Source organism: Terrirhizobium terrae, from assembly GCF_030323265.1.
In the GTDB taxonomy this organism is placed as follows: Bacteria; Pseudomonadota; Alphaproteobacteria; order Rhizobiales; family Rhizobiaceae; genus Neorhizobium.
Window position 1 is genome coordinate 1,459,293 of the sequence record NZ_CP104992.1, and the last position, 18,961, is coordinate 1,478,253.

Genomic DNA, 18,961 nt, shown 5'->3' on the forward strand with positions numbered 1-18,961 from the left:
CGAGATCTTGAAGCCGATTACCTGAAATGGTCCCAGAGCCGAACAGCATTCAACACGGCGCTGAACGAACCGGCCTCCGATGCAAGCCGGGACAAATGGCAAAAGCGATACTTCAGGGGTGTCGGACCGTCAGACATTCCGGGACCGAGCGATCACCTGAGCAGGCTACGATTGAAGCCGTTTGACAACGGATGAATATGCCTCAGCGAGATAGACGCATACCTGCGAAGCCTTGCAACAATGATAAGATAATATCCTGCCGTCGCTCGGCCTGGCCTTCTATTTTTAAGACAAACCCGCTTCTCCGTCCGCTATAAATCGATGCAGATCCTTTGGTAACCGCGCTCGAAATTAGTCAAACGATTAGATCTGCCAACAAAAGCCGGAAAGCTTTTCGCCTTTAGTCCATGCCGCGCCGTGTAGCACGGTTGTAAAGCAGATAGCCAAAGGAACTCGAAGTTCCTGATCGAAAACCTGGCAAGTTTCGGATTTTCTAGAAAATGGCGGAGAGGGTGGGATTCGAACCCACGGTGCCCTCGCAGGCACGCCGCATTTCGAGTGCGGTGCTTTCGACCACTCAGCCACCTCTCCGCTTTGCTGGTCGGCGCATGTGTTGCGCGGGCTGTCTCATAGCGGCGAAAAATCGGGCTGGCAAGGGGCGAAATGGAAGTCTTCATATCCTTTCGTCTTGACAGTTTTTTGTCGCTCGCGTATGCCCGCGTGCGTTCAGGTTGTGGAAAGCTGTCCATACCTGTCAGATCGCGGGGAGCTTATCGGATTTCCACGCGATTTCACCGGCAGATCCGTTTCAGAAGATTTATCTTTCGTAACCCCCTGCTAGAGCCCGACTGACAAAAAGACGGCCCTTCTCGCTGAGAAGAGAGCCGGAACGAACATGAAAGGATATAAAATGTTCGCAGTCATCAAGACCGGCGGTAAGCAGTACCGCGTGGCCGCCAACGACGTGCTGACCATCGAAAAGCTGGAAGCCGAAGCTGGTGCAGTTGTAGAATTCAACGAAGTCCTGGTTGTCGGCGTAGGCGCCGATGCCAAGATCGGCGCTCCCTTCGTTTCGGGCGCGACGGTCAAGGCCGAAGTTGTCGAGCATAACCGTGGCAAGAAGGTTCTCTCCTTCAAGAAGCGTCGTCGCCAGAATTCCAAGCGTATTCGCGGCCATCGCCAGCACCACACGGTTGTCCGCATCACCGACATTCTCGGCTAATCAGGTTTCGAAGGTAAAGGAGAACACCAATGGCACATAAAAAAGCTGGCGGCTCGTCGCGTAACGGTCGCGATTCTCAGTCCAAGCGCCTTGGCGTGAAGAAGTTCGGTGGCGAAGTCGTCATTCCGGGCAACATTATCGTGCGCCAGCGCGGCACGCAGTGGCATCCGGGCGCCAACGTTGGCCTCGGCAAGGACCACACCATTTTTGCACTTACCGCCGGCAACGTGAATTACCGTACGAAGGCTAACGGCCGCGTATACGTGTCCGTTATGCCGAAAGCGGAAGCCGCAGAATAAAGCCGGCAAGCGTTATGCAACCGGCGTCTCATCGACCCGGTTGAACGTTCAAGGTTCAGTCAAAGAAAAGGGAAGATGGGTCGCCACCCACCTTCCCTTTTTCTTTACCCCTAGAGGAGACTGAACCATGCAAGTCGAATTGTTGAGGGCGAGCCAATCCCGGCCGCCGGAAGAACGGCTGCGGCCGGACCGGTCCGAGGATCGGTCGAGAAGCGAGTGCCCCGTCTTACTGTCGCAGAGACTGGTTCTGCGCACGCCCCACGCAGAAGACATCGACGCACTTGCCCATCTCGCCAACAATGCGGCGATCGCGACCATGGTGTCGCGCATGCCGCATCCCTACACGGCGAAAGACGCAGCCGATTTCGTGCGACGCACGAATGCCGGCGAGATTGGCAAATGCGTCTATGCCATTACCCGAGGAAATGACGGCGCCTTCCTGGGCTGCTGCGCGCTCGAGCCGCAAAAGGACGGGCATACGCTCGAGATCGGCTATTGGCTCGGCGAACCCCATTGGAACAAGGGTTATGCGACGGAGGCCGCCCACGCCCTGATCGACATGGCGTTTCGAACCCGCAGCGAGATCGATCAGATTGATGCGCGCTGCCGGGTTGCCAATATTCCGTCGAAGCGGGTGATCCAGAAATGCGGCTTCCAGTTCCAGGGAACAGGCATGATCGATTGCCTGGCGGAGGGAGCCATGGTGCCGGTCGAATGGTTCCGCCTCGACCGCAAGACTTGGATATCATTAAGAAGCTGGGGAGAGCTGAGATGAACGCCGCAGTCGTAGAAAGAACCGTCGAACGCCAGCTTTCGCCCGGGCCCTGCCCTGTCATCCAGTCCCAGCGGCTCACGTTGCGGCCGCATCGGCTTTCCGATGCGGATGCGATCGCAAGCTCGCTTGCCGATTTCAAGGTAAGCCGGATGCTGGCGCGCGTGCCGCAACCCTTTGACCGGCAGGATGCGCTCGACTGGCTGATACGCCAGACCTCCGGCCTGCTGCCGGACTGGAACCTCGCCATAACCACCGGCGACGACGTCCATATCGGCGTGGTCGCTATTGAATTGCAGCGTGATGGCTGGCACCTGAATTACTGGCTGAACCGGTATTACTGGGATCGCGGTTACATGACCGAGGCGACGTCAGCGGTCCTGGAGCGGTTCTTCCGGCGGATGCCGGAGGTAACGATCCGCTCCGGCGCCTTTGCCGACAACCTGGCCTCGCTCAACATCCAGAGGAAGCTCGGCTTCAGGATCGTCGATGCGGGTGAGATCTTCTCGCTGGCACGCAACCGGATGGCGCCGCATATCAGGACGGAGCTCTCTTCTGAGGATTTTCGGCGTCTGCCGAGGGCGTAAGAACATCCTACAAGCCGAGCCGGCGGGAGCAATTCCGCCGGCTCCAATTCCCGATACCGTCCGTTTTTCGAGCCCGGCGGAGTTTTCAGCCTGGCGATAGTCTTTGACCTATGGCGCAAGCAACGGTATCGAAACCTGAAATGCCCGAGAGTTACGGGCCAAGATGAACAAGACCGAGACGGCATAAGATGAAATTTCTCGACGAAGCAAAAGTCTATATTCGCTCCGGCGATGGTGGCGCGGGCGCAGTCTCGTTCCGCCGCGAAAAATTCGTCGAGTTCGGCGGGCCGGACGGCGGTGACGGCGGCCGTGGCGGCGATGTGTGGGTGGAAGCCGTGAACGGGCTCAACACGCTTATCGACTTCCGCTTCCAGCAGCACTTCAAGGCAAGCATCGGCATCCATGGCATGGGCCGCAACCGGACCGGCGCCAATGGCGACAGCGTGACGCTCAAGGTGCCTGTCGGTACCCAGATCTTCGAGGAAGACAACGAGACGCTGATCGTCGACATGATCAAGGAAGGCCAGAAGTTCCGGCTCGCCAAGGGCGGCAATGGCGGCTTCGGCAACACCCATTTCAAGTCCCCCACCAACCAGGCCCCGAATTGGGCAAATCCTGGTCTGGAAGGCGAAGAAAAGACCGTCTGGCTGCGGCTGAAGCTGATCGCCGATGCAGGCCTTGTCGGCCTGCCGAATGCCGGCAAGTCGACTTTCCTCGCGTCCGTGACCCGCGCGCGACCAAAGATCGCCAACTATCCGTTCACCACCCTTCACCCTAACCTTGGTGTCGCGGCGATCGACGGGCGCGAATTCGTGCTGGCCGATATTCCGGGCCTGATCGAAGGCGCCCATGAGGGCATCGGCCTCGGCGATCGATTCCTCGGCCATGTCGAGCGCACCCGCGTTCTGCTGCATCTCGTCTCCTCGATGGAGGAGAAGGTCGGCCAGTCCTACAAGACCGTAAAGGCCGAACTCGAAGCCTATGGCGGCGGCCTGACCGACAAGCAGGAAATCGTCGCGCTGTCGCAGATCGATATCCTGGACGAGAAGGAACTGAAGAAGAAGGCCAAGGAGTTGGAAAAGGCCTGCGGCCAGACACCATTCCTCATCTCGGCCGCGACCGGCAAGGGCATGACGGAAGTGCTGCGTGCACTGCGCGATGTCATCATCGAGGCCAGCGAAGGCGCAGATACGGCCCTGCCCGATCGCTCGGCTCCCGAGCAGGACTTCGATCAGGACGACGAAGATGACCGATATTGAGACCAGCGCTCGCAAACCGCTTGCAAGCTACCGCCGCGTCGTCATCAAGATCGGCTCTGCGCTATTGGTCGATCGCAAGGCGGGATTGAAGTCCGCGTGGCTCGACTCCGTCTGCAGCGATATCGCGGCTTTGAAAGCCGCGGGCGTCGATGTTCTCGTCGTATCCTCCGGTGCAATCGCGCTCGGCCGGACAGTGCTCGATCTGCCGACCGGTGCATTGAAGCTGGAAGAGAGCCAGGCCGCGGCCGCAGTCGGCCAGATCGCGCTGGCGCGTGCATGGTCGGAAAGCCTGTCTCGCGATCAGATCGTCGCGGGCCAGATTCTGTTGACGCTTGGCGATACCGAGGAGCGTCGCCGCTATCTCAACGCGCGCGCCACGATCAACCAATTGCTGAAGATCGGCGCGGTACCGATCATCAATGAGAACGACACGGTCGCCACCTCGGAAATCCGCTATGGTGACAATGACCGACTGGCGGCGCGCGTCGCCACCATGACGGGCGCGGATCTGCTGGTGCTTCTGTCGGATATCGACGGCCTCTACACCGCTCCCCCGCATCTCGATCCGGAAGCGAAATTCCTCGAAACGATCCCAGCCATTACCCCGGAAATCGAGGCCATGGCAGGCGGTGCGGCCTCCGAACTCTCCCGTGGCGGCATGCGTACCAAGATCGATGCCGGCAAGATTGCGACCGGCGCCGGATGCGCCATGATCATCGCGTCCGGCAAGACGGATCATCCTATGCAGGCGATCGAGCAGGGAACGCGCTCTTCCTGGTTCGCCCCATCCGGAACGCCGGTCACGGCGCGAAAGACATGGATTGCCGGGCAATTGCAGCCGGCGGGTGAACTTTTCGTCGATGAGGGCGCCGAGAGGGCGCTGGGTTCCGGCAAGAGCCTGCTGCCGGCAGGCGTCCGCCGCATCGAAGGCCACTTCCATCGCGGTGACACCGTGGCGATCATCGGCAGCGACGGGCGTGAAATCGCCCGCGGGCTCGCAAGCTACGATGCCGAGGAAGCACGCCAGATCACCGGGCGGAAATCCGCGGAGATCGAGGCAATTCTCGGCTATGCCGGCCGGGCGGCCATGATTCATCGCGACGACCTCGTGATGACCGCTGCGGTTCGGCGCAGGATAAACAGCAAGGAGGATGTTGCCCATGCTGGATAAGGTCTCATCGACGGATGTAGAAGCCGTCATGGCCGAGATCGGCCGCAACGCCAAAACTGCCGCCCGCCAACTGTCGATCGCGTCGAGCGATGCAAAGAACAAGGCGCTTCGCGCCATGGCGGATGCCATCCTTGCCGCCACTGACAAGATCCTTGCCGCCAATGCCGAAGACCTGAAACAGGTCGAAGGCAAGGAGCTGCTCCCGTCATTCATCGATCGCCTGACGCTGACCGAAAAGAGCATTGCCGGAATGGCGCAGGCGCTTCGCGAGATCGCCGATTTCAAGGACCCGGTCGGTGAGGTGATTGCCGCCTGGGACCGGCCGAACGGGCTGAAGATCGAGCGCGTGCGGACGCCGCTTGGCGTCATCGGCGTGATCTATGAAAGCCGGCCCAATGTGACGGCAGATGCCGGAGCGCTTTGCCTCAAGGCCGGCAATGCCGTGATCCTGCGCGGCGGCTCGGATTCGGCGCTTTCATCGCAGGCGATCCATGAATGCCTCGTCGCCGGCCTGAAAACTGCGGGTCTTCCGGAACATGCCATCCAGATCGTTCCGACCACGGATCGGGCCGCTGTCGGCGCCATGCTGTCCGGCCTGAACGGCGCCATCGACGTCATCGTGCCGCGCGGCGGCAAGAGCCTTGTCGCACGGGTCCAGAATGAGGCCCGTGTGCCGGTCTTCGCTCATCTCGAGGGGCTCTGCCACATCTATGTCGACGCGTCGGCTGATCTCGACATGGCGAGGAAAATCGTCGTCAATGCCAAGATGCGGCGCACCGGCGTCTGCGGTGCGGCCGAGACACTGCTGGTGGACAAGGCTGCGGCCAAAACACATCTCGTCCCGCTGCTCACGGCACTGACCGAGGCTGGCTGCGCGATCCGCGGCTCGGCCGAAGTGTTGCTCGCTTCGCCCGCAGCAATCGCGGCCACCGAAGAAGACTGGCGCACGGAGTACCTGGACGCCGTGATCTCGGTGGCGGTCGTCGATGGCATCGACGGCGCCATCCGCCATATCAACACCTATTCGTCCAACCACACCGAAGCGGTCATCGCCGAAGACCCGGCCGTCGTCGCGCGCTTCTTCAACGAGATCGATTCCGCCATCCTCCTGCACAACGCCTCGACGCAGTTTGCCGATGGTGGTGAATTCGGCATGGGGGTGAGATCGGCATCTCGACGGGCAAGATGCATGCCCGTGGACCTGTCGGCGTAGAGCAGCTCACGTCCTTCAAATACCGCGTGCACGGCACCGGGCAGATACGTCCTTAAGGCGCCGGTTCGACGTGGAGGAGCAAAAGGTCGATCGCCGATACCTGACAATGCCGCATGTGGAGCGGGGCATGGCGATCGGTCTGTTCGGCGGCTCATTCAACCCGCCCCATGAGGGCCATCTGCTTGTCGCCGAGATCGCGCTTCGCCGCCTCGGCTTGGACCAACTCTGGTGGATGGTGACGCCTGGCAACCCGTTGAAGAGCCGCTCGGAACTGGCCTCGCTTGCCGATCGGATTGCGATGAGCAACCGCCTCATTCACGATCCGCGCATCAAGGTTACGGCCTTCGAAAAGACGCTCGGCGGGTCTTATACGGCCGACACGCTCGCCTTCGTGAAAGCGAAGAACCCGCAGGTGCATTTTGTTTGGGTTATGGGCGCAGACAGCCTGAAAACATTTCACAACTGGCAGAAATGGCGCGAAATCGCCTCCACATTCCCGATTGCGGTCATCGACCGGCCCGGTTCGACACTTTCGCTTCTCTCCTCGAAAATGGCGCGAACCTTCGACTACGCCCGCATCGACGAGGACGACGCAGGCAGTCTCTGGAAGCGCCAGGCACCGGCCTGGACATTCATTCACGGCCCCCGCTCCACATTGAGTTCGACTGCAATCCGAGCAACGAATGGTCGGAAAACTGGCTGAATACTTCGAAATGACATGCAGATGAAGAATGCGCGCGCCGCGATCACCTTTCATGGTTCTCACTTGAAAGATTAACCGTTCGGTGCCACCTTCAACGAAGCGAACGACTCTCTATCGGATTCGCTGAAAGTGCATGTTGCTGTTACCTGGACGAAAGGAAAAACCCTGACAACAGTACACGCCAAGGGCAGGATGGCTTCCATTCTCCCGCAGAGTTCTGAACGTGGCGCCGATGCCGCTGCCCGGGCTCTAGAACTGATCCTCGCAAGCCTCGAGGACTCAAAAGCAGAAGACATCGTCACCATCGACATTGCCGGCAAGTCCGCGCTGGGCGACTACATGGTTGTGGTCACCGGGCGATCGAACCGCCATGTCGTGGCGATTTGCGAACACCTCGTCACCGACCTCAAGGACGAAGGTCTTGGATCGCCCCGGGTCGAGGGACAGGATAGTGGCGACTGGGTGCTCATCGATACCGGTGACGTCATCATCCACGTGTTCCGCCCAGAAATCCGCGAGTTCTACAACATCGAAAAGATGTGGGCGGCTCCGGACGTAGACGAAGGACCGCTTCTGCATTGAGCGGTTTGGGCTTGGCCTGAACCGTCGCAAGCCGCTAAAGCAACGCCGGAGCGTCGCGCTGGCGTCGTGGAAGGCAGCTGTGTGAATTTGAAACGGATCAGGACATGCGTATCACCCTTTTTGCCGTGGGACGGCTCAAGGCCGGACCGGAGAAGGATCTTGCGTCTCGATACCTCGACAGGTTTGCCAAGGCAGGGCCAGCCATAGGGCTGGAACTCGCCAAGCTGGTCGAGGTACAGGAAAGCCGTGCATCGAACCCGGAGACACGTAAGCGGGAAGAGGCGGCAGCGCTCGAAAAGGCCCTGCCAGAGGGCGCGGCCCTGATCCTGCTCGACGAGCGCGGCAAGGCGCTCGACAGCCAGGCCTTTTCCGATGTGATCGGCCGTTACCGCGACAACGGCAAGCGGGACATGATGCTGGCAATCGGCGGCGCCGACGGGCTAGATCCTGATCTTCGCAGCCGCGCCGATCTGGTCCTCAATCTTGGCACCATGACCTGGCCACACCAGCTGGTCCGCATCCTGATCGCCGAACAGCTCTATCGCGCCGTGACCATCCTTTCCGGCCATCCCTATCACCGCGTTTAACCTTTCGTTCAGCCTCAAACACGATGTTGTTTGTGGTATTAGCGGGCAAATCACCCTACGCTTTAAGTAAATCAATCGGAGCGGAAATGGACGGAAGCGGGAAAGGATCTGGTAAAGCAAGACCAGGTTTGGCCAGCGCTTTGGCCACGGCCGTTCTGCTTGTGTCATCTCCCTCCGGCGGCTATGCGCAGGATCCGGCTGCTGAGTTGCGAACCTCTTACAATGAGGACGGCGCCAATGCCGCACAGAACGCGGCACCCGATGCGACACTCGAATTGCAACGGAAGCGCGATGAGACGCGCAAGGAGCTGGAAGCCCTTGGCAGAACGATGCAGCTTTCGGCCGACAAGGTCGCCGAAATCGAGCAGAGCATCGAGCAGACCAAGAAGGACAGCGCCGACATTCGCCAGGCCTTGATCGATTCCGCCGCCAAGCGAAAGGATCTCGAAAAGAAGATCCTTGATGGCGAGAAGAAGATCGCCGCCTTGAGCCTACAGGAAGATGGAATCCGTAACTCCCTGCGCAGCCGGCGTGGCGTTCTGGCCGAAGTTCTTGCGGCCCTGGAGCGCATGGGGCGAAATCCCCCGCCTGCACTGCTTGTAAAGCCGGAGGATGCACTGGCCTCGGTGCGCAGCGCGATTCTACTCGGTGCGGTCGTACCCGGCATGCGGGCTGAGGCGGATCGCCTTTTGAGCGATCTGAAGGCGCTCAGCGAAACACGCACTGCCGCGGCGAGTGAAAAACAGACGGTAACCGACGCAGTTGCCGCCAGCCTCGAAGAAGACAAGCGTATGGACTTGCTTCTGGCCGAAAACGAGAAGCTGAACACCCGCAATACGGCGGAACTCGAGGCGGAGCGCCGTCGGTCCGAGGAGCTTGCCGGGCAAGCGAACTCACTGGATGGCCTTGTCAATTCGCTGGAGAACGAGATTGCCTCGGTTCGTGAAGCGATCGATCGCGCCCGCGCGGAAGAAGAACGACAACGCCAAATGTCCGAAGCCGATCGCGAGAAAGCGAGACAATTGGCTGAAAGCGGTGTGCCCGACAAAAACCGCATTGCGCCAGCATATGCATTTTCCAGTCTCAGGCAGAAGCTGGACTTTCCGGTCGCTGGCGATGTCGTGCGTTGGTTCGGCGACCCTGACGGGACGGGGCACACGGCGAGAGGCATGACAATCGCATCCAATGCCGGCGCGATCGTGACCGCACCGGCGGACGGGCTGGTGGTGTTTGCCGGCGCTTTCCGCAGCTATGGCCAGACGATCATCCTCAATGCAGGGGATGGATACTATGTCGTGATGACCGGCATGGAGGAAGTGAACGTACGCCAGGGGCGCTTCGTCTTCGGCGGTGAGCCTATCGCCATGATGGGTAACAAAAGAGTGGCGAGTGCGACTGCGTTGGCGCTGGAAACGGATCGCCCAACGCTTTACATTGAATTCAGAAACGACGGGACGCCGGTTGATTCCAAACCATGGTGGACCGCGAAGGAAACCGGAAGGGCACGAAATGATCTCGTAGGGCTTCTCTTGTCATCGTCGGCGCGCTCATGGGTGCGACGGCCATGAGTGTGATCTATTCGGCAGGGGTTCCGGCCCAGGCGGCCGGACCGTCCACTTACAAGGAACTCTCCATTTTCGGAGACGTGTTCGAGCGTGTGCGCGCACAATATGTGACCCCGCCTGATGAAGAAAAGCTGGTCGAGAACGCCATCAACGGCATGCTGACCTCGCTTGATCCGCATTCCAGCTTCATGAATGCCAAGGATGCCGACGACATGCGCACGCAGACCCGCGGCGAATTCGGCGGCCTCGGCATTGAGGTGACGATGGAAAACGAGCTCGTCAAGGTCATTGCCCCGATTGACGACACCCCTGCCTCAAAGGCCGGAATTCTCGCAGGCGACTTTATTTCCGAAATCGATGGAACACCGGTTCGTGGCCTCAAGCTCGAGGAAGCCGTCGAGAAGATGCGTGGCGCCATCAACACGCCGATCAAGCTGACTATTATTCGTCAGGGCGCCGACAAGCCACTGGAGATTACGGTTGTGCGTGACATTGTCGCCGTCCGCGCCGTCAAGTCGCGCGTCGAGGGTGGCGATGTCGGTTACGTACGCGTCATCTCCTTTACCGAGAAGACCTATGACGACCTGGAAAAGGCGATCAAGAAGATCAAGGCGGACGTCCCGGCCGACAAGCTGAAGGGCTATGTCCTTGACCTTCGCCTGAACCCGGGCGGCCTTCTCGATCAGGCGATCAACGTCTCCGACGCCTTCCTTGAGCGTGGTGAAGTCGTATCCACCCGTGGCCGCAATGCGGATGAGACCCGCCGCTTCAATGCGGGCCCCGGCGATCTGACCGACGGCAAGCCGGTTGTTGTCCTCGTCAACGGCGGTTCCGCCTCGGCCTCCGAGATCGTTGCTGGCGCCTTGCAGGATCTGAAGCGCGCCACGGTCGTGGGCACCCGCTCCTTCGGCAAGGGCTCTGTCCAGACGATCATTCCGCTCGGCGACGCCGGAGCTCTTCGTCTGACGACCGCGCTCTACTACACACCATCGGGCAAATCGATCCAGGGCACCGGTATCAACCCGGATATCAAGGTTGAGCAGCCCCTGCCGCCTGAACTTCAGGGCAAGCTGCAGGCTGAAGGCGAATCGAGCCTGAAGGGCCATATCCAGGGCGCTGCTGAAACCGACGAAGGTTCCGGTTCCGCAGCCTATGTGCCGCCGGAAACCAAGGACGACATCCAGCTCAACTATGCGCTGGATCTTCTTCACGGAACGAAGACTGATCCTTCCTTCCCGGCCAGTCCGGACAAGGCAGCAGCTGCCGTCAAGAACTAAGGAATGAACAAAGGGGTCTCGCGTGAGACCCCTTTCGCTCACAGGCCAACGGGACAGCACGGAAATTTGCGTGGGTACTGATCTCCATGCCCCTTTGGGACAGGGACGTCCGCCAAAGCGGAAACCCTCGCACAAAAGGATCCCTGTAGCGCTTGCTGGCGTTGCTACGGTGATGCTTCTGGTCGGCATTTCGGTTTATGTCTCCTTCCAGGGTGACGGCCTGAAACAGACAGCGTCCACTCAACCCCCATCCCAGACGACCACTGAAGCAGCTTCGGCGAGTTCCCCGGTGCGACAGTCCGAGCCGCTGGAGCGCACGAATACCGGCGCCAACATCGAGCGTACGCCGACCGGAGATGGCGGCTATGTCACCAAATATACGCCTCGTGACCGCGATGGACCGCAGGTCATAAATGCCCAGCGCATCGGCCAGGATTCTCGAATGGCCGGCCAGCCAAATCCGGACCTCCTGGAGGAAACGGAGGCCGGTAGGCTTCCCGTGACGGGTCCGGACGGGCTTCGGCCGATGGACCAGTATGCCCGACCCTGGTCGGGAGCCCGCGGAACCCGCATCGCAATCGTTGTCAGTGGCCTGGGACTGAGCCAGACGGGTAGCCAGAAAGCCGTGCAACAGCTGCCGGCCGGCGTAACCCTTGCCTTTGCTGCCAGCGGCAACAGCCTGCAGCGATGGATGCAGGAGGCGCGTCGCAAGGGCCATGAAATCCTGCTTCAGATTCCACTCGAGCCTTTTGATTACCCGGCCAATGATCCAGGACCCGGCACGCTTCTCACGGGTAGTTCTTCCAAGCAGAACCTTGCACGCCTTCATGATGCCATGGCGCAGCTGACGAACTATACGGGCATCATGAACTATCAGGGCGGTCGTTACCTGTCCGACGAAAAGGCGCTTCAGCCGATCCTGCAGGATGTAGCCAAGCGAGGCCTGCTTTTCCTCGATGATAGCACTTCGTCCCTGTCCAAGACCGAGGCGGTCTCCAGCGCCATCGACCTTCCCTATGCTTTTGCGGACTTGGCTCTCGATGGACAGCTGCAGACACAGGCCATCTTACGCAAGCTCGACGACCTTGAACGCATCGCGGATCGGCAGGGCACCGCGATCGGTGTTGCGGCCGCTTTCGATGAAAGCATCGAAGCGATAAGACAGTGGAGCGAGGAAGCGACGCAGCGGGGCATCGAAATTGTCGGCGTTTCGGCCATCGTACGCGACAAGAGCCAGCCATAAAGGAATGCCAGGATGAGTAAACACAAGACCCCGGTTAAGGCCGAGGACCTGCCCTATCGCCCCTGCGTCGGGATCATGGTCCTCAATCGCGAAGGGTTGGTCTGGGCCGGCCGACGCATCGCGGAAGGAAACAGCGAGTATGACGGCTCGCCGCAGCTCTGGCAGATGCCCCAGGGCGGCATAGACAAGGGCGAAGACCCGCTTCCCGCTGCCTATCGTGAACTCTACGAAGAGACCGGCATGAAGACCGTAACCCTGCTGGCCCAGTCCGGCGGCTGGATCAATTACGATCTTCCCGAACATCTGATCGGCATCGGGCTCAAGGGCAAATACCGTGGCCAGACCCAGCGCTGGTTCGCTTTCCGTTTCGAAGGAGACGAAAGCGAGATTGCCATCAATCCGCCGCCGGGCGGTCACGAGCCGGAATTCGATGCCTGGGAATGGAAGCCGATGACGGAATTGCCCGAGCTGATAGTACCCTTCAAGCGCGGCGTATATGATCAGGTCGTGGCTGAGTTCGCGCATCTCGCAAAGCCCGCGGCTTGAGCGGCAGCTTAAACAAGAAAGCCACGAATTGCCCATGAGGCATGGGGCCTACGACTACCACAATAAAAAGACCCGGCTTTGCGGCCGGGTCTTTTTTGTCGATTATTCTGCCGCGTCGGCGGATTCCGCGTTGAGCTGGCCGTACCGCTCCTCGCCGATCTTGCCCAGAAGCTCAAGCTGGGTCTCGAGGAAGTCGATATGGCCTTCCTCATCCATCAGCAGCTCTTCGAAAAGCTTCATGGAGACGTAGTCGCCAGCCTCATGACAGAGATCGCGGGATGCCTTGTAGGCCGTCCGGGCGTCGTATTCGCCGGCAAGATCGGCTTCCAGCACTTCCTTGACATTCTGGCCGATACGCAGCGGTGCCACGGTCTGCAGGTTCGGATGGCCTTCGAGGAAGATGATGCGGTCGATCAGGCGATCGGCATGCTGCATTTCTTCGATAGATTCGGCGCGTTCCTTCTTGGCGAGCTTGGTAAAACCCCAATCGTCCAGAAGACGGTAGTGCAGCCAATACTGGTTTACGGCTCCGAGCTCGAGGAACAGTGCCTCGTTAAGCCGCTCGATGACTCTTTTGTCGCCTTTCAATGTCCGCTCTCCTGTTGTCCTCATGGAACTGTCTTAAGCGGGACATATATACAACGACTTCGTCCTCCGTCGAGTGACGGCGGGCATGATATTCTTCCGTCGTGCGGATGATCAGATCCACGACGTTCGGGAAACAGCCGCAACAGCGGCCTCGTTTGCTCATCGCATGATAGACCTTGGCGGGAACGATGAGCTGCCAACAGTCTTCGTCAAGGAGTTGGACGATGACGTCCCGGATTTCCCTGTCGGTGATGTAATTGCAGCTGCAGACGAGCATTCCCGGTAGACCTGTCAAAACATGACGAAAGCTATCCCCTTTTGGGAAAGAAGACCCTGGATGTCAAGAAAAATTCATGACAGGCGGATCACAGAGTCCTGAGCTCAGGCATGCGTCGGTATCGCAAGGCGCCTCGAACCGCATCGCCAAAGGCTGATCATCTCTATGATATCCATGCAATATGCCAGGACATAGGCCCTGCCTCGCTCCTCACCCTCAGTGAAAGTTGCGCCCCTTGGGCATGACATCACCGGCGCTGATATCCTCCCGGCGGCCCGCAACAGGCCGTGCCCCATCATGTTCGATCGGTTGCTGAACCCGCGGATGCGGCTTGGGCCTCCAGGATCCGCCACCGGATTTGAGCGCCTCGTCGGATCTCGGTGATCCGAACCGCCTGGCCTCCCGCTGCAGGAGCCCCAGCATCGACGTCATATCCTCGATATGCTCGACGACCGTATGGATGACGCCGTTCTGGCTTTGCAGCCTTCCCCGTATCTTCACAACGCGCGCGCCCATTACCACGGGGCGATACTTCTCGAAGAGCTTCGGCCAGACAATGGCATTGGCCACCCCGGTCTCATCTTCCAGAGTGATGAAAATCACCCCTTTCGCCGATCCGGGCCTTTGCCTCACCAGCACAACGCCTCCGATCGTAACCCTTTGGCCGTTGCGAACATTCAGAAGATCGACGCTGCGGGTTATCCCCATCGACCGGAATTCCTCGCGGAGGAAGGAGATCGGGTGCGCTTTGAGGAAAGCGAAAGATGGCGATAGTCCTCGATCACCTCTTCGCCCGGGAGCATCAAAGGCAATTGAGCTTGCGGCTCAGGCCTGAGATCCGTGGATCCGACTGTCTCGAACAAGGGCGCCCTCTCGGATGCACCTTTTGTTTCCAGCCCCCTGACGGCCCAGAGCGCCTGCCGACGGCCAAGACGGATCGAGCCAAACCCGTCGGCATCCGCCAGCCTCTCCAGACTGGACCGGTCAAGACCCGATCGCGACCACAGGTCATGGACACTTCGATAATCCTCTTCGCGATTGGCAATGAGTTTCTCTACCATGTCCTTCTGATTCAGCCCCTTCACCTGCCGGAAGCCGAGCCTTACGCCATAGCGGGTCCTGATCACGCCGCGCATGCTCTCATGCCGCCGGTCGATCGCTGATGCCTCAAAATCGACCTCCTCAAGGGTACAATCCCACTGCGACCGGTTGATATCGACCGGAAGGACGGTCACGCCATGCTCGCGTGCATCCCGGATAAGCTGCGCCGGCGCGTAAAAGCCCATGGGTTGCGCGTTCAGGAGTGCAGCACAGAAGACATCGGGATAATAGGTCTTGATCCAGGAAGAGGCGAAGACGAGCAATGCGAATGAGGCTGCGTGGCTTTCCGGAAAGCCATATTCGGCAAACCCCTCGATCTGGCTGAAACACTGTCTGGCAAACTCTTCCGAATAATCGTTCTTGCGCATCCCTGCGATGAAATCCCGTTCAAACTCCTTCACCCGGCCGGATCGCTTGAAGGTTGCCATCGACCGACGTAACCGATCTGCTTTCTCCGGAGCAAACCCGGCAGCGGTGATCGCAATTTGCATCGCCTGCTCCTGGAACAGCGGCACGCCAAGCGTTCGCTTCAAGACCTCTTTCAATGCAGGCCTTTCGTAAGGAATTTCCTTGCCCTCGTTCCTCATCTCCCGGCGTTTGAGATAGGGATGAACCATATTGCCCTGAATAGGTCCCGGTCGGACGATCGCCACCTCGATGACGAGATCGTAGAATTCTCGGGGCGCAGCCGCGGCAGCATGCTCATCTGCGCCCGGCTTTCGATCTGGAAGACACCGATTGTGTCGGCCCGGCAGATCATCTCGTAGACATTCTGGTCGTTATTATTCTTCTGAAGACTGTCCAATGTCTCCACGCGGTCGTACCGCGTCCGCAGAAGCTCGAAAGCCTTTCTCAGGCAGGTCAGCATGCCGAGCGCCAGGACATCGATCTTCAACAGCTTCAACGTGTCGAGATCATCCTTGTCCCATTCGATCATGTAGCGGCCGGGCATGGCCGTCTTCATGATCGGCACGACTTCGTCGAGCCGGTCGCGGGTGATCAGAAAGCCGCCGACATGCTGGGTCAGATGCCGGGGAAAACCCATCAGCTCCTTCGCATGGGCGATCACCCTTTTCGTCATGGGATCGGCCACGTCGAGACCGGCAACCTTGGCGTCTCGTTCCGAAAGCCCGTCTTCCGACCAGCCCCAGACCGTGCTCGACAATGCCGCCTGCACATCTTCTGACATGCCGAAGGCCTTGGCGACCTCACGGCCCGCCATGCGGGTTCGATAGCTTGTCACGGCGGCCGTCAGCCCGGCATGGCGATAGCCGTAATGCTCATAGATATACTGAATGACCTCTTCCCGCCGTTCATGCTCGAAATCGACATCGATATCCGGCGGCTCGTTGCGCTCGGTGGAAATGAAGCGCTCGAAGAGAAGAGGGTGAATGTCGGGTCGACTTCCGTGATCTCGAGGCAATAACAGACCGTCGAGTTGGCGGCAGATCCACGCCCCTGACACAGAACCTTCAACACCTCCCGCGCATGCCAGACGATGTGGCGAACAGTCAGGAAATAAGGCTCGTATTGCATCTCTTCGATGAGATCGAGTTCGTAGCGGATCTGCTCAGCGACCTTTGAAGGGATTTCGCCCGGATAACGCTTCTTCGCACCCTCCCATGTCAGCCGTTCAAGCGTTTCCGATACCGTCTCACCCGGCACGCTTTCATCCGGATAATTGTGCTCAAGTTCCCGAAGCGAGAATGTCAGCTTGGCAAAGAACCGTTTGGTATTGTCGATCGCATCCGGATAGGCATGGAAGAGACGGGCCATTTCCGCGGCATGCTTGAGATACCTGTCTCCATTGGGGGCGAGCCGGAAGCCCGCCTCCTGAACGGTCACATGGTTCTTGATGGCCGTGACGACATCCGCAAGGGAGCGGCGATAGGGGAGGCTGAAGAGCGGCAGGTTCGTCGCGATCAGCGGCACCCGGCTGTTCCGGGAAATCTGTGCGAAGGTGGCGAAAACGAAGGCATCCCGCCCGTCATAGGTCGGCGCCACGGCGAGATGGACAGACTTGCGAAACCTTTCTCTGTAACGGTCGAGACGCTCGGCAAGATTTCCCAGATAGGCCGCATCTTCCGCCCGCGAAAAATCGGGAACGACGGCTAGCATCATGTCGTCGCACCATTCCAGAAGATCCCATTCCTCCAGAATGCACGACCCTTTTTCCGTTCTCAGATTGCCGCGGCTGAGCAGGCGGCAAAGATTGGCCCAGCCCTTGCGATTTTGCGGATAGGCTAGAACATCCGGCGTTCCGTCGGAAAACACCAGACGCGCACCGGGATGAAACCGGCAGGGCCTGATGGCCGCCTCTTCGTTCTTCTCCTTCCCGTTTTCCTGCTGCCGCACGAAAACCTCTTCCATCCCGCGCACCTGATTATAAGCGCGCACCACGCCGGCAACTGAATTCCGATCGGCAATGCCGAGGCCTGAAAGACCAAGCACACTGGCAGACAAGACCATCTCTTCCGGTCGGGCCGCCCCTTCCAGAAACGAGAAGTTCGTCTTGGCACCGATCTCGTAGAATTCGGGTTCGTCCATCATGCGAAGAACCCATGCATGCGCCATATTGCCGGCCGGTCGATGTTGTAGCGGCCAAGCCGGAAGATCCAGAAAAGCCGGCCCGTATCGCTTTCGAGACGGAAATAGTCGCGCTCCTCGGTAGCATCATCATCGAGCCACCATTCCGGCGAGATACGTTCCGGCCCTTCTGCGCGGATGACATCATGCACGACATGCCGCCAGCGAAATCGCTGCGGCGGGCCATCGGGAATGGTCGCGGCAAAGGACTCCATCCGCTCTGGATGGCGCAGCAGCCTGAGAGGACGGTCGGAACGTGGGATAAAGGAATGAGCCTCTTTGGTCTGCTGCTTTTCACCCCCGGCCGAGATTGCCGGTATCAGCATTTCGGCACGCTCGGGAATATGGCTCTGGCGCAGCCGGAAAACCTGCAGACAGTCCGAACCGAGCCGGGCCGAGACCTTGTCGATGAAATCCGACAGCGATGTTGCATCTGTGCCTTCACCGTCGAAATCATTCTGAAGCGCATCCAGCGTATCATGCTGCAGGACATTGAGCCGGAGCAGTTCGAAACCGAAGCCCGCATCGAGCTCGTCATGGACGGCATTGAGCCGCTCGGCAAAAAGCTTCGCGATGCGCTTGGGATCCCGCACCGGCCTCGAAGTGCCAGCCGCAATTCGAAAAACCCGGCCATCGACGCGAAAAAGAACCAGCTCGAAAACCCGGCCGCCCAAGCCCCGCGCTTCCAGACTGAGCTTGAGAGAGGCGGCGATATCACCGGCCATGCTCAGAATATGCTCTTCAGCCTGGATCGGTTCGGCAAGCTGTCGCTCGGCAGACAATGCCGCGACAGGCCGCCGCGGCGAAATCGCCTCTTCGTTCATGCCGCGGGCCTGGTCGAGCCTCAAGAGCAGCTGCGCCCCGAAACGCCGAACAAGCGGCGCCCGCGGCATGGCGATGAGATCCGCGACCCGCTTCAGGCCAAGCTTGCAGAGGGATGCAATCGTGCTCTCGTCGATGCGCAGCGCATGAACGGGGAGTGCATTCAGCACATCCGCCATCTCTTCCCTTGCGACCACGCCGCTCTTGCCGAAACGGCTGACGGCCCAGGACAGCCCCGGAGAAGAGGAAATTGCGCCACGGACATCAAATCCCATATGGCGGAGCCTTGCCAGGATATCGCGAAGCATGGCCGCCTCCCCGCCGAAGAGATGGGCGCAGCCGGTGATGTCGAGAAAAAGCCCATCCTTCCCATCCAGCGCCACGAGAGGCGTATAGCGGTCGCACCAGTCGGCAACGGCTTCCAGAAGGGCATGGTCGGCTCGCTCGTCTTCGTCGAAAACGTCGACGGTTGGGAACATGGCGCGTGCCTCGGCAAGCCCCTGCCCGCGCTTCAGCCCACAGGATTCCGCCTTCTCATCGAGTGCGGTCAGCCGCAGGGCA

The 18,961-nt window shown here is 59.6% G+C and carries 17 protein-coding genes, 1 tRNA gene and 2 pseudogenes; 15 read left to right on the plus strand and 5 right to left on the minus strand.

The features are described from left to right. Window positions 1–21: 21 nt before the first annotated feature. Window positions 22–195 (plus strand): DUF6065 family protein, encoded by a 174-nt coding sequence (locus N7E02_RS14880; protein ID WP_286583838.1) that lies wholly within the window; start codon window positions 22–24, stop codon window positions 193–195. 306 nt (window positions 196–501) lie between these two features. Here the strand turns inward: N7E02_RS14880 and N7E02_RS14885 are convergent. Beyond that, a tRNA-Ser gene (locus N7E02_RS14885) sits at window positions 502–591 on the minus strand. Between the two features lie 319 nt (window positions 592–910). Here N7E02_RS14885 and rplU point away from each other — a divergent pair. The 14 genes and pseudogenes from rplU (at window position 911) to N7E02_RS14955 (ending at window position 13,026) form a co-directional block, all read left to right on the plus strand. Then, entirely contained in the window at window positions 911–1,222 is a 312-nt protein-coding gene (gene rplU, locus N7E02_RS14890) for a 50S ribosomal protein L21 (protein WP_093001792.1), read from the plus strand. A 29-nt stretch (window positions 1,223–1,251) separates the two neighbouring features. Further along, window positions 1,252–1,521 (plus strand): 50S ribosomal protein L27, encoded by a 270-nt coding sequence (gene rpmA, locus N7E02_RS14895; protein ID WP_093001793.1) that lies wholly within the window; start codon window positions 1,252–1,254, stop codon window positions 1,519–1,521. 127 nt (window positions 1,522–1,648) lie between these two features. After that, window positions 1,649–2,296, plus strand: coding sequence for a GNAT family N-acetyltransferase (locus N7E02_RS14900; RefSeq protein ID WP_286582864.1), 648 nt, complete (start codon window positions 1,649–1,651; stop codon window positions 2,294–2,296). Next, window positions 2,293–2,880, plus strand: coding sequence for a GNAT family N-acetyltransferase (locus N7E02_RS14905; RefSeq protein WP_286582866.1), 588 nt, complete (start codon window positions 2,293–2,295; stop codon window positions 2,878–2,880). The genes N7E02_RS14900 and N7E02_RS14905 overlap by 4 nt, the downstream gene beginning before the upstream one ends. Window positions 2,881–3,068: 188 nt before the next feature. Continuing rightward, the gene (obgE, locus tag N7E02_RS14910) at window positions 3,069–4,139 is read left to right on the plus strand and encodes a GTPase ObgE (RefSeq protein WP_286582868.1); all 1,071 of its coding nucleotides are present in this window, start codon (window positions 3,069–3,071) and stop codon (window positions 4,137–4,139) included. Next, entirely contained in the window at window positions 4,126–5,310 is a 1,185-nt protein-coding gene (proB, locus tag N7E02_RS14915) for a glutamate 5-kinase (RefSeq protein ID WP_286582870.1), read from the plus strand. Before obgE ends, proB begins: the two co-directional genes overlap by 14 nt. Then, window positions 5,300–6,579: pseudogene (locus N7E02_RS14920) on the plus strand (glutamate-5-semialdehyde dehydrogenase). Before proB ends, N7E02_RS14920 begins: the two are co-directional and overlap by 11 nt. A 50-nt stretch (window positions 6,580–6,629) precedes the next feature. Beyond that, window positions 6,630–7,226 carry a nicotinate-nucleotide adenylyltransferase gene (locus tag N7E02_RS14925; protein ID WP_286583840.1) on the plus strand — a complete coding sequence of 199 codons (597 nt, stop codon included), beginning with the start codon at window positions 6,630–6,632 and terminating at the stop codon, window positions 7,224–7,226. A gap of 192 nt (window positions 7,227–7,418) precedes the next feature. Further along, the gene (gene rsfS, locus N7E02_RS14930; protein ID WP_286583843.1) at window positions 7,419–7,808 is read left to right on the plus strand and encodes a ribosome silencing factor; all 390 of its coding nucleotides are present in this window, start codon (window positions 7,419–7,421) and stop codon (window positions 7,806–7,808) included. A 104-nt stretch (window positions 7,809–7,912) separates the two neighbouring features. Continuing rightward, complete coding sequence (rlmH, locus tag N7E02_RS14935; protein ID WP_286582871.1) at window positions 7,913–8,395, plus strand: 23S rRNA (pseudouridine(1915)-N(3))-methyltransferase RlmH; 483 nt, start codon at window positions 7,913–7,915, stop codon at window positions 8,393–8,395. An 86-nt stretch (window positions 8,396–8,481) separates the two neighbouring features. Continuing rightward, window positions 8,482–9,963 carry a murein hydrolase activator EnvC family protein gene (locus tag N7E02_RS14940; RefSeq protein WP_286583844.1) on the plus strand — a complete coding sequence of 494 codons (1,482 nt, stop codon included), beginning with the start codon at window positions 8,482–8,484 and terminating at the stop codon, window positions 9,961–9,963. Beyond that, window positions 9,960–11,237, plus strand: coding sequence for a S41 family peptidase (locus N7E02_RS14945; protein ID WP_510185308.1), 1,278 nt, complete (start codon window positions 9,960–9,962; stop codon window positions 11,235–11,237). Before N7E02_RS14940 ends, N7E02_RS14945 begins: the two co-directional genes overlap by 4 nt. 70 nt (window positions 11,238–11,307) lie before the next feature. After that, entirely contained in the window at window positions 11,308–12,480 is a 1,173-nt protein-coding gene (locus N7E02_RS14950) for a divergent polysaccharide deacetylase family protein (protein WP_286582876.1), read from the plus strand. A gap of 12 nt (window positions 12,481–12,492) precedes the next feature. Then, window positions 12,493–13,026 (plus strand): RNA pyrophosphohydrolase, encoded by a 534-nt coding sequence (locus tag N7E02_RS14955; RefSeq protein ID WP_286582877.1) that lies wholly within the window; start codon window positions 12,493–12,495, stop codon window positions 13,024–13,026. A gap of 102 nt (window positions 13,027–13,128) precedes the next feature. On the opposite strand, the gene bfr is transcribed toward N7E02_RS14955, so the two are convergent. The 4 genes and pseudogenes from bfr to N7E02_RS14970 form a co-directional block, all read right to left on the minus strand. Further along, complete coding sequence (bfr, locus tag N7E02_RS14960; RefSeq protein ID WP_286582878.1) at window positions 13,129–13,614, minus strand: bacterioferritin; 486 nt, start codon at window positions 13,612–13,614, stop codon at window positions 13,129–13,131. Beyond that, window positions 13,580–13,891 (minus strand): (2Fe-2S)-binding protein, encoded by a 312-nt coding sequence (locus N7E02_RS29735; RefSeq protein WP_353622890.1) that lies wholly within the window; start codon window positions 13,889–13,891, stop codon window positions 13,580–13,582. The genes bfr and N7E02_RS29735 overlap by 35 nt, the downstream gene beginning before the upstream one ends. A gap of 216 nt (window positions 13,892–14,107) precedes the next feature. Further along, window positions 14,108–17,542 (minus strand): annotated as a pseudogene (locus N7E02_RS14965) (error-prone DNA polymerase). After that, window positions 17,539–18,957, minus strand: coding sequence for a Y-family DNA polymerase (locus N7E02_RS14970; protein ID WP_286583846.1), 1,419 nt, complete (start codon window positions 18,955–18,957; stop codon window positions 17,539–17,541). Before N7E02_RS14970 ends, N7E02_RS14965 begins: the two are co-directional and overlap by 4 nt. Window positions 18,958–18,961: the final 4 nt, after the last annotated feature.

Coding starts and splice junctions, on each gene's coding strand:
- N7E02_RS14955 (WP_286582877.1), top strand. CDS start 12,493: ATGAGTAAACACAAGACCCCGGTTAAGGCCGAGGACCTGCCCTATCGC.
- rpmA (WP_093001793.1), top strand. CDS start 1,252: ATGGCACATAAAAAAGCTGGCGGCTCGTCGCGTAACGGTCGCGATTCT.
- N7E02_RS29735 (WP_353622890.1), bottom strand. CDS start 13,891: ATGCTCGTCTGCAGCTGCAATTACATCACCGACAGGGAAATCCGGGAC.
- N7E02_RS14925 (WP_286583840.1), top strand. CDS start 6,630: ATGCCGCATGTGGAGCGGGGCATGGCGATCGGTCTGTTCGGCGGCTCA.
- N7E02_RS14905 (WP_286582866.1), top strand. CDS start 2,293: ATGAACGCCGCAGTCGTAGAAAGAACCGTCGAACGCCAGCTTTCGCCC.
- rplU (WP_093001792.1), top strand. CDS start 911: ATGTTCGCAGTCATCAAGACCGGCGGTAAGCAGTACCGCGTGGCCGCC.
- obgE (WP_286582868.1), top strand. CDS start 3,069: ATGAAATTTCTCGACGAAGCAAAAGTCTATATTCGCTCCGGCGATGGT.
- N7E02_RS14945 (WP_510185308.1), top strand. CDS start 9,960: ATGAGTGTGATCTATTCGGCAGGGGTTCCGGCCCAGGCGGCCGGACCG.
- rsfS (WP_286583843.1), top strand. CDS start 7,419: ATGGCTTCCATTCTCCCGCAGAGTTCTGAACGTGGCGCCGATGCCGCT.
- N7E02_RS14900 (WP_286582864.1), top strand. CDS start 1,649: ATGCAAGTCGAATTGTTGAGGGCGAGCCAATCCCGGCCGCCGGAAGAA.
- proB (WP_286582870.1), top strand. CDS start 4,126: ATGACCGATATTGAGACCAGCGCTCGCAAACCGCTTGCAAGCTACCGC.
- N7E02_RS14940 (WP_286583844.1), top strand. CDS start 8,482: ATGGACGGAAGCGGGAAAGGATCTGGTAAAGCAAGACCAGGTTTGGCC.
- rlmH (WP_286582871.1), top strand. CDS start 7,913: ATGCGTATCACCCTTTTTGCCGTGGGACGGCTCAAGGCCGGACCGGAG.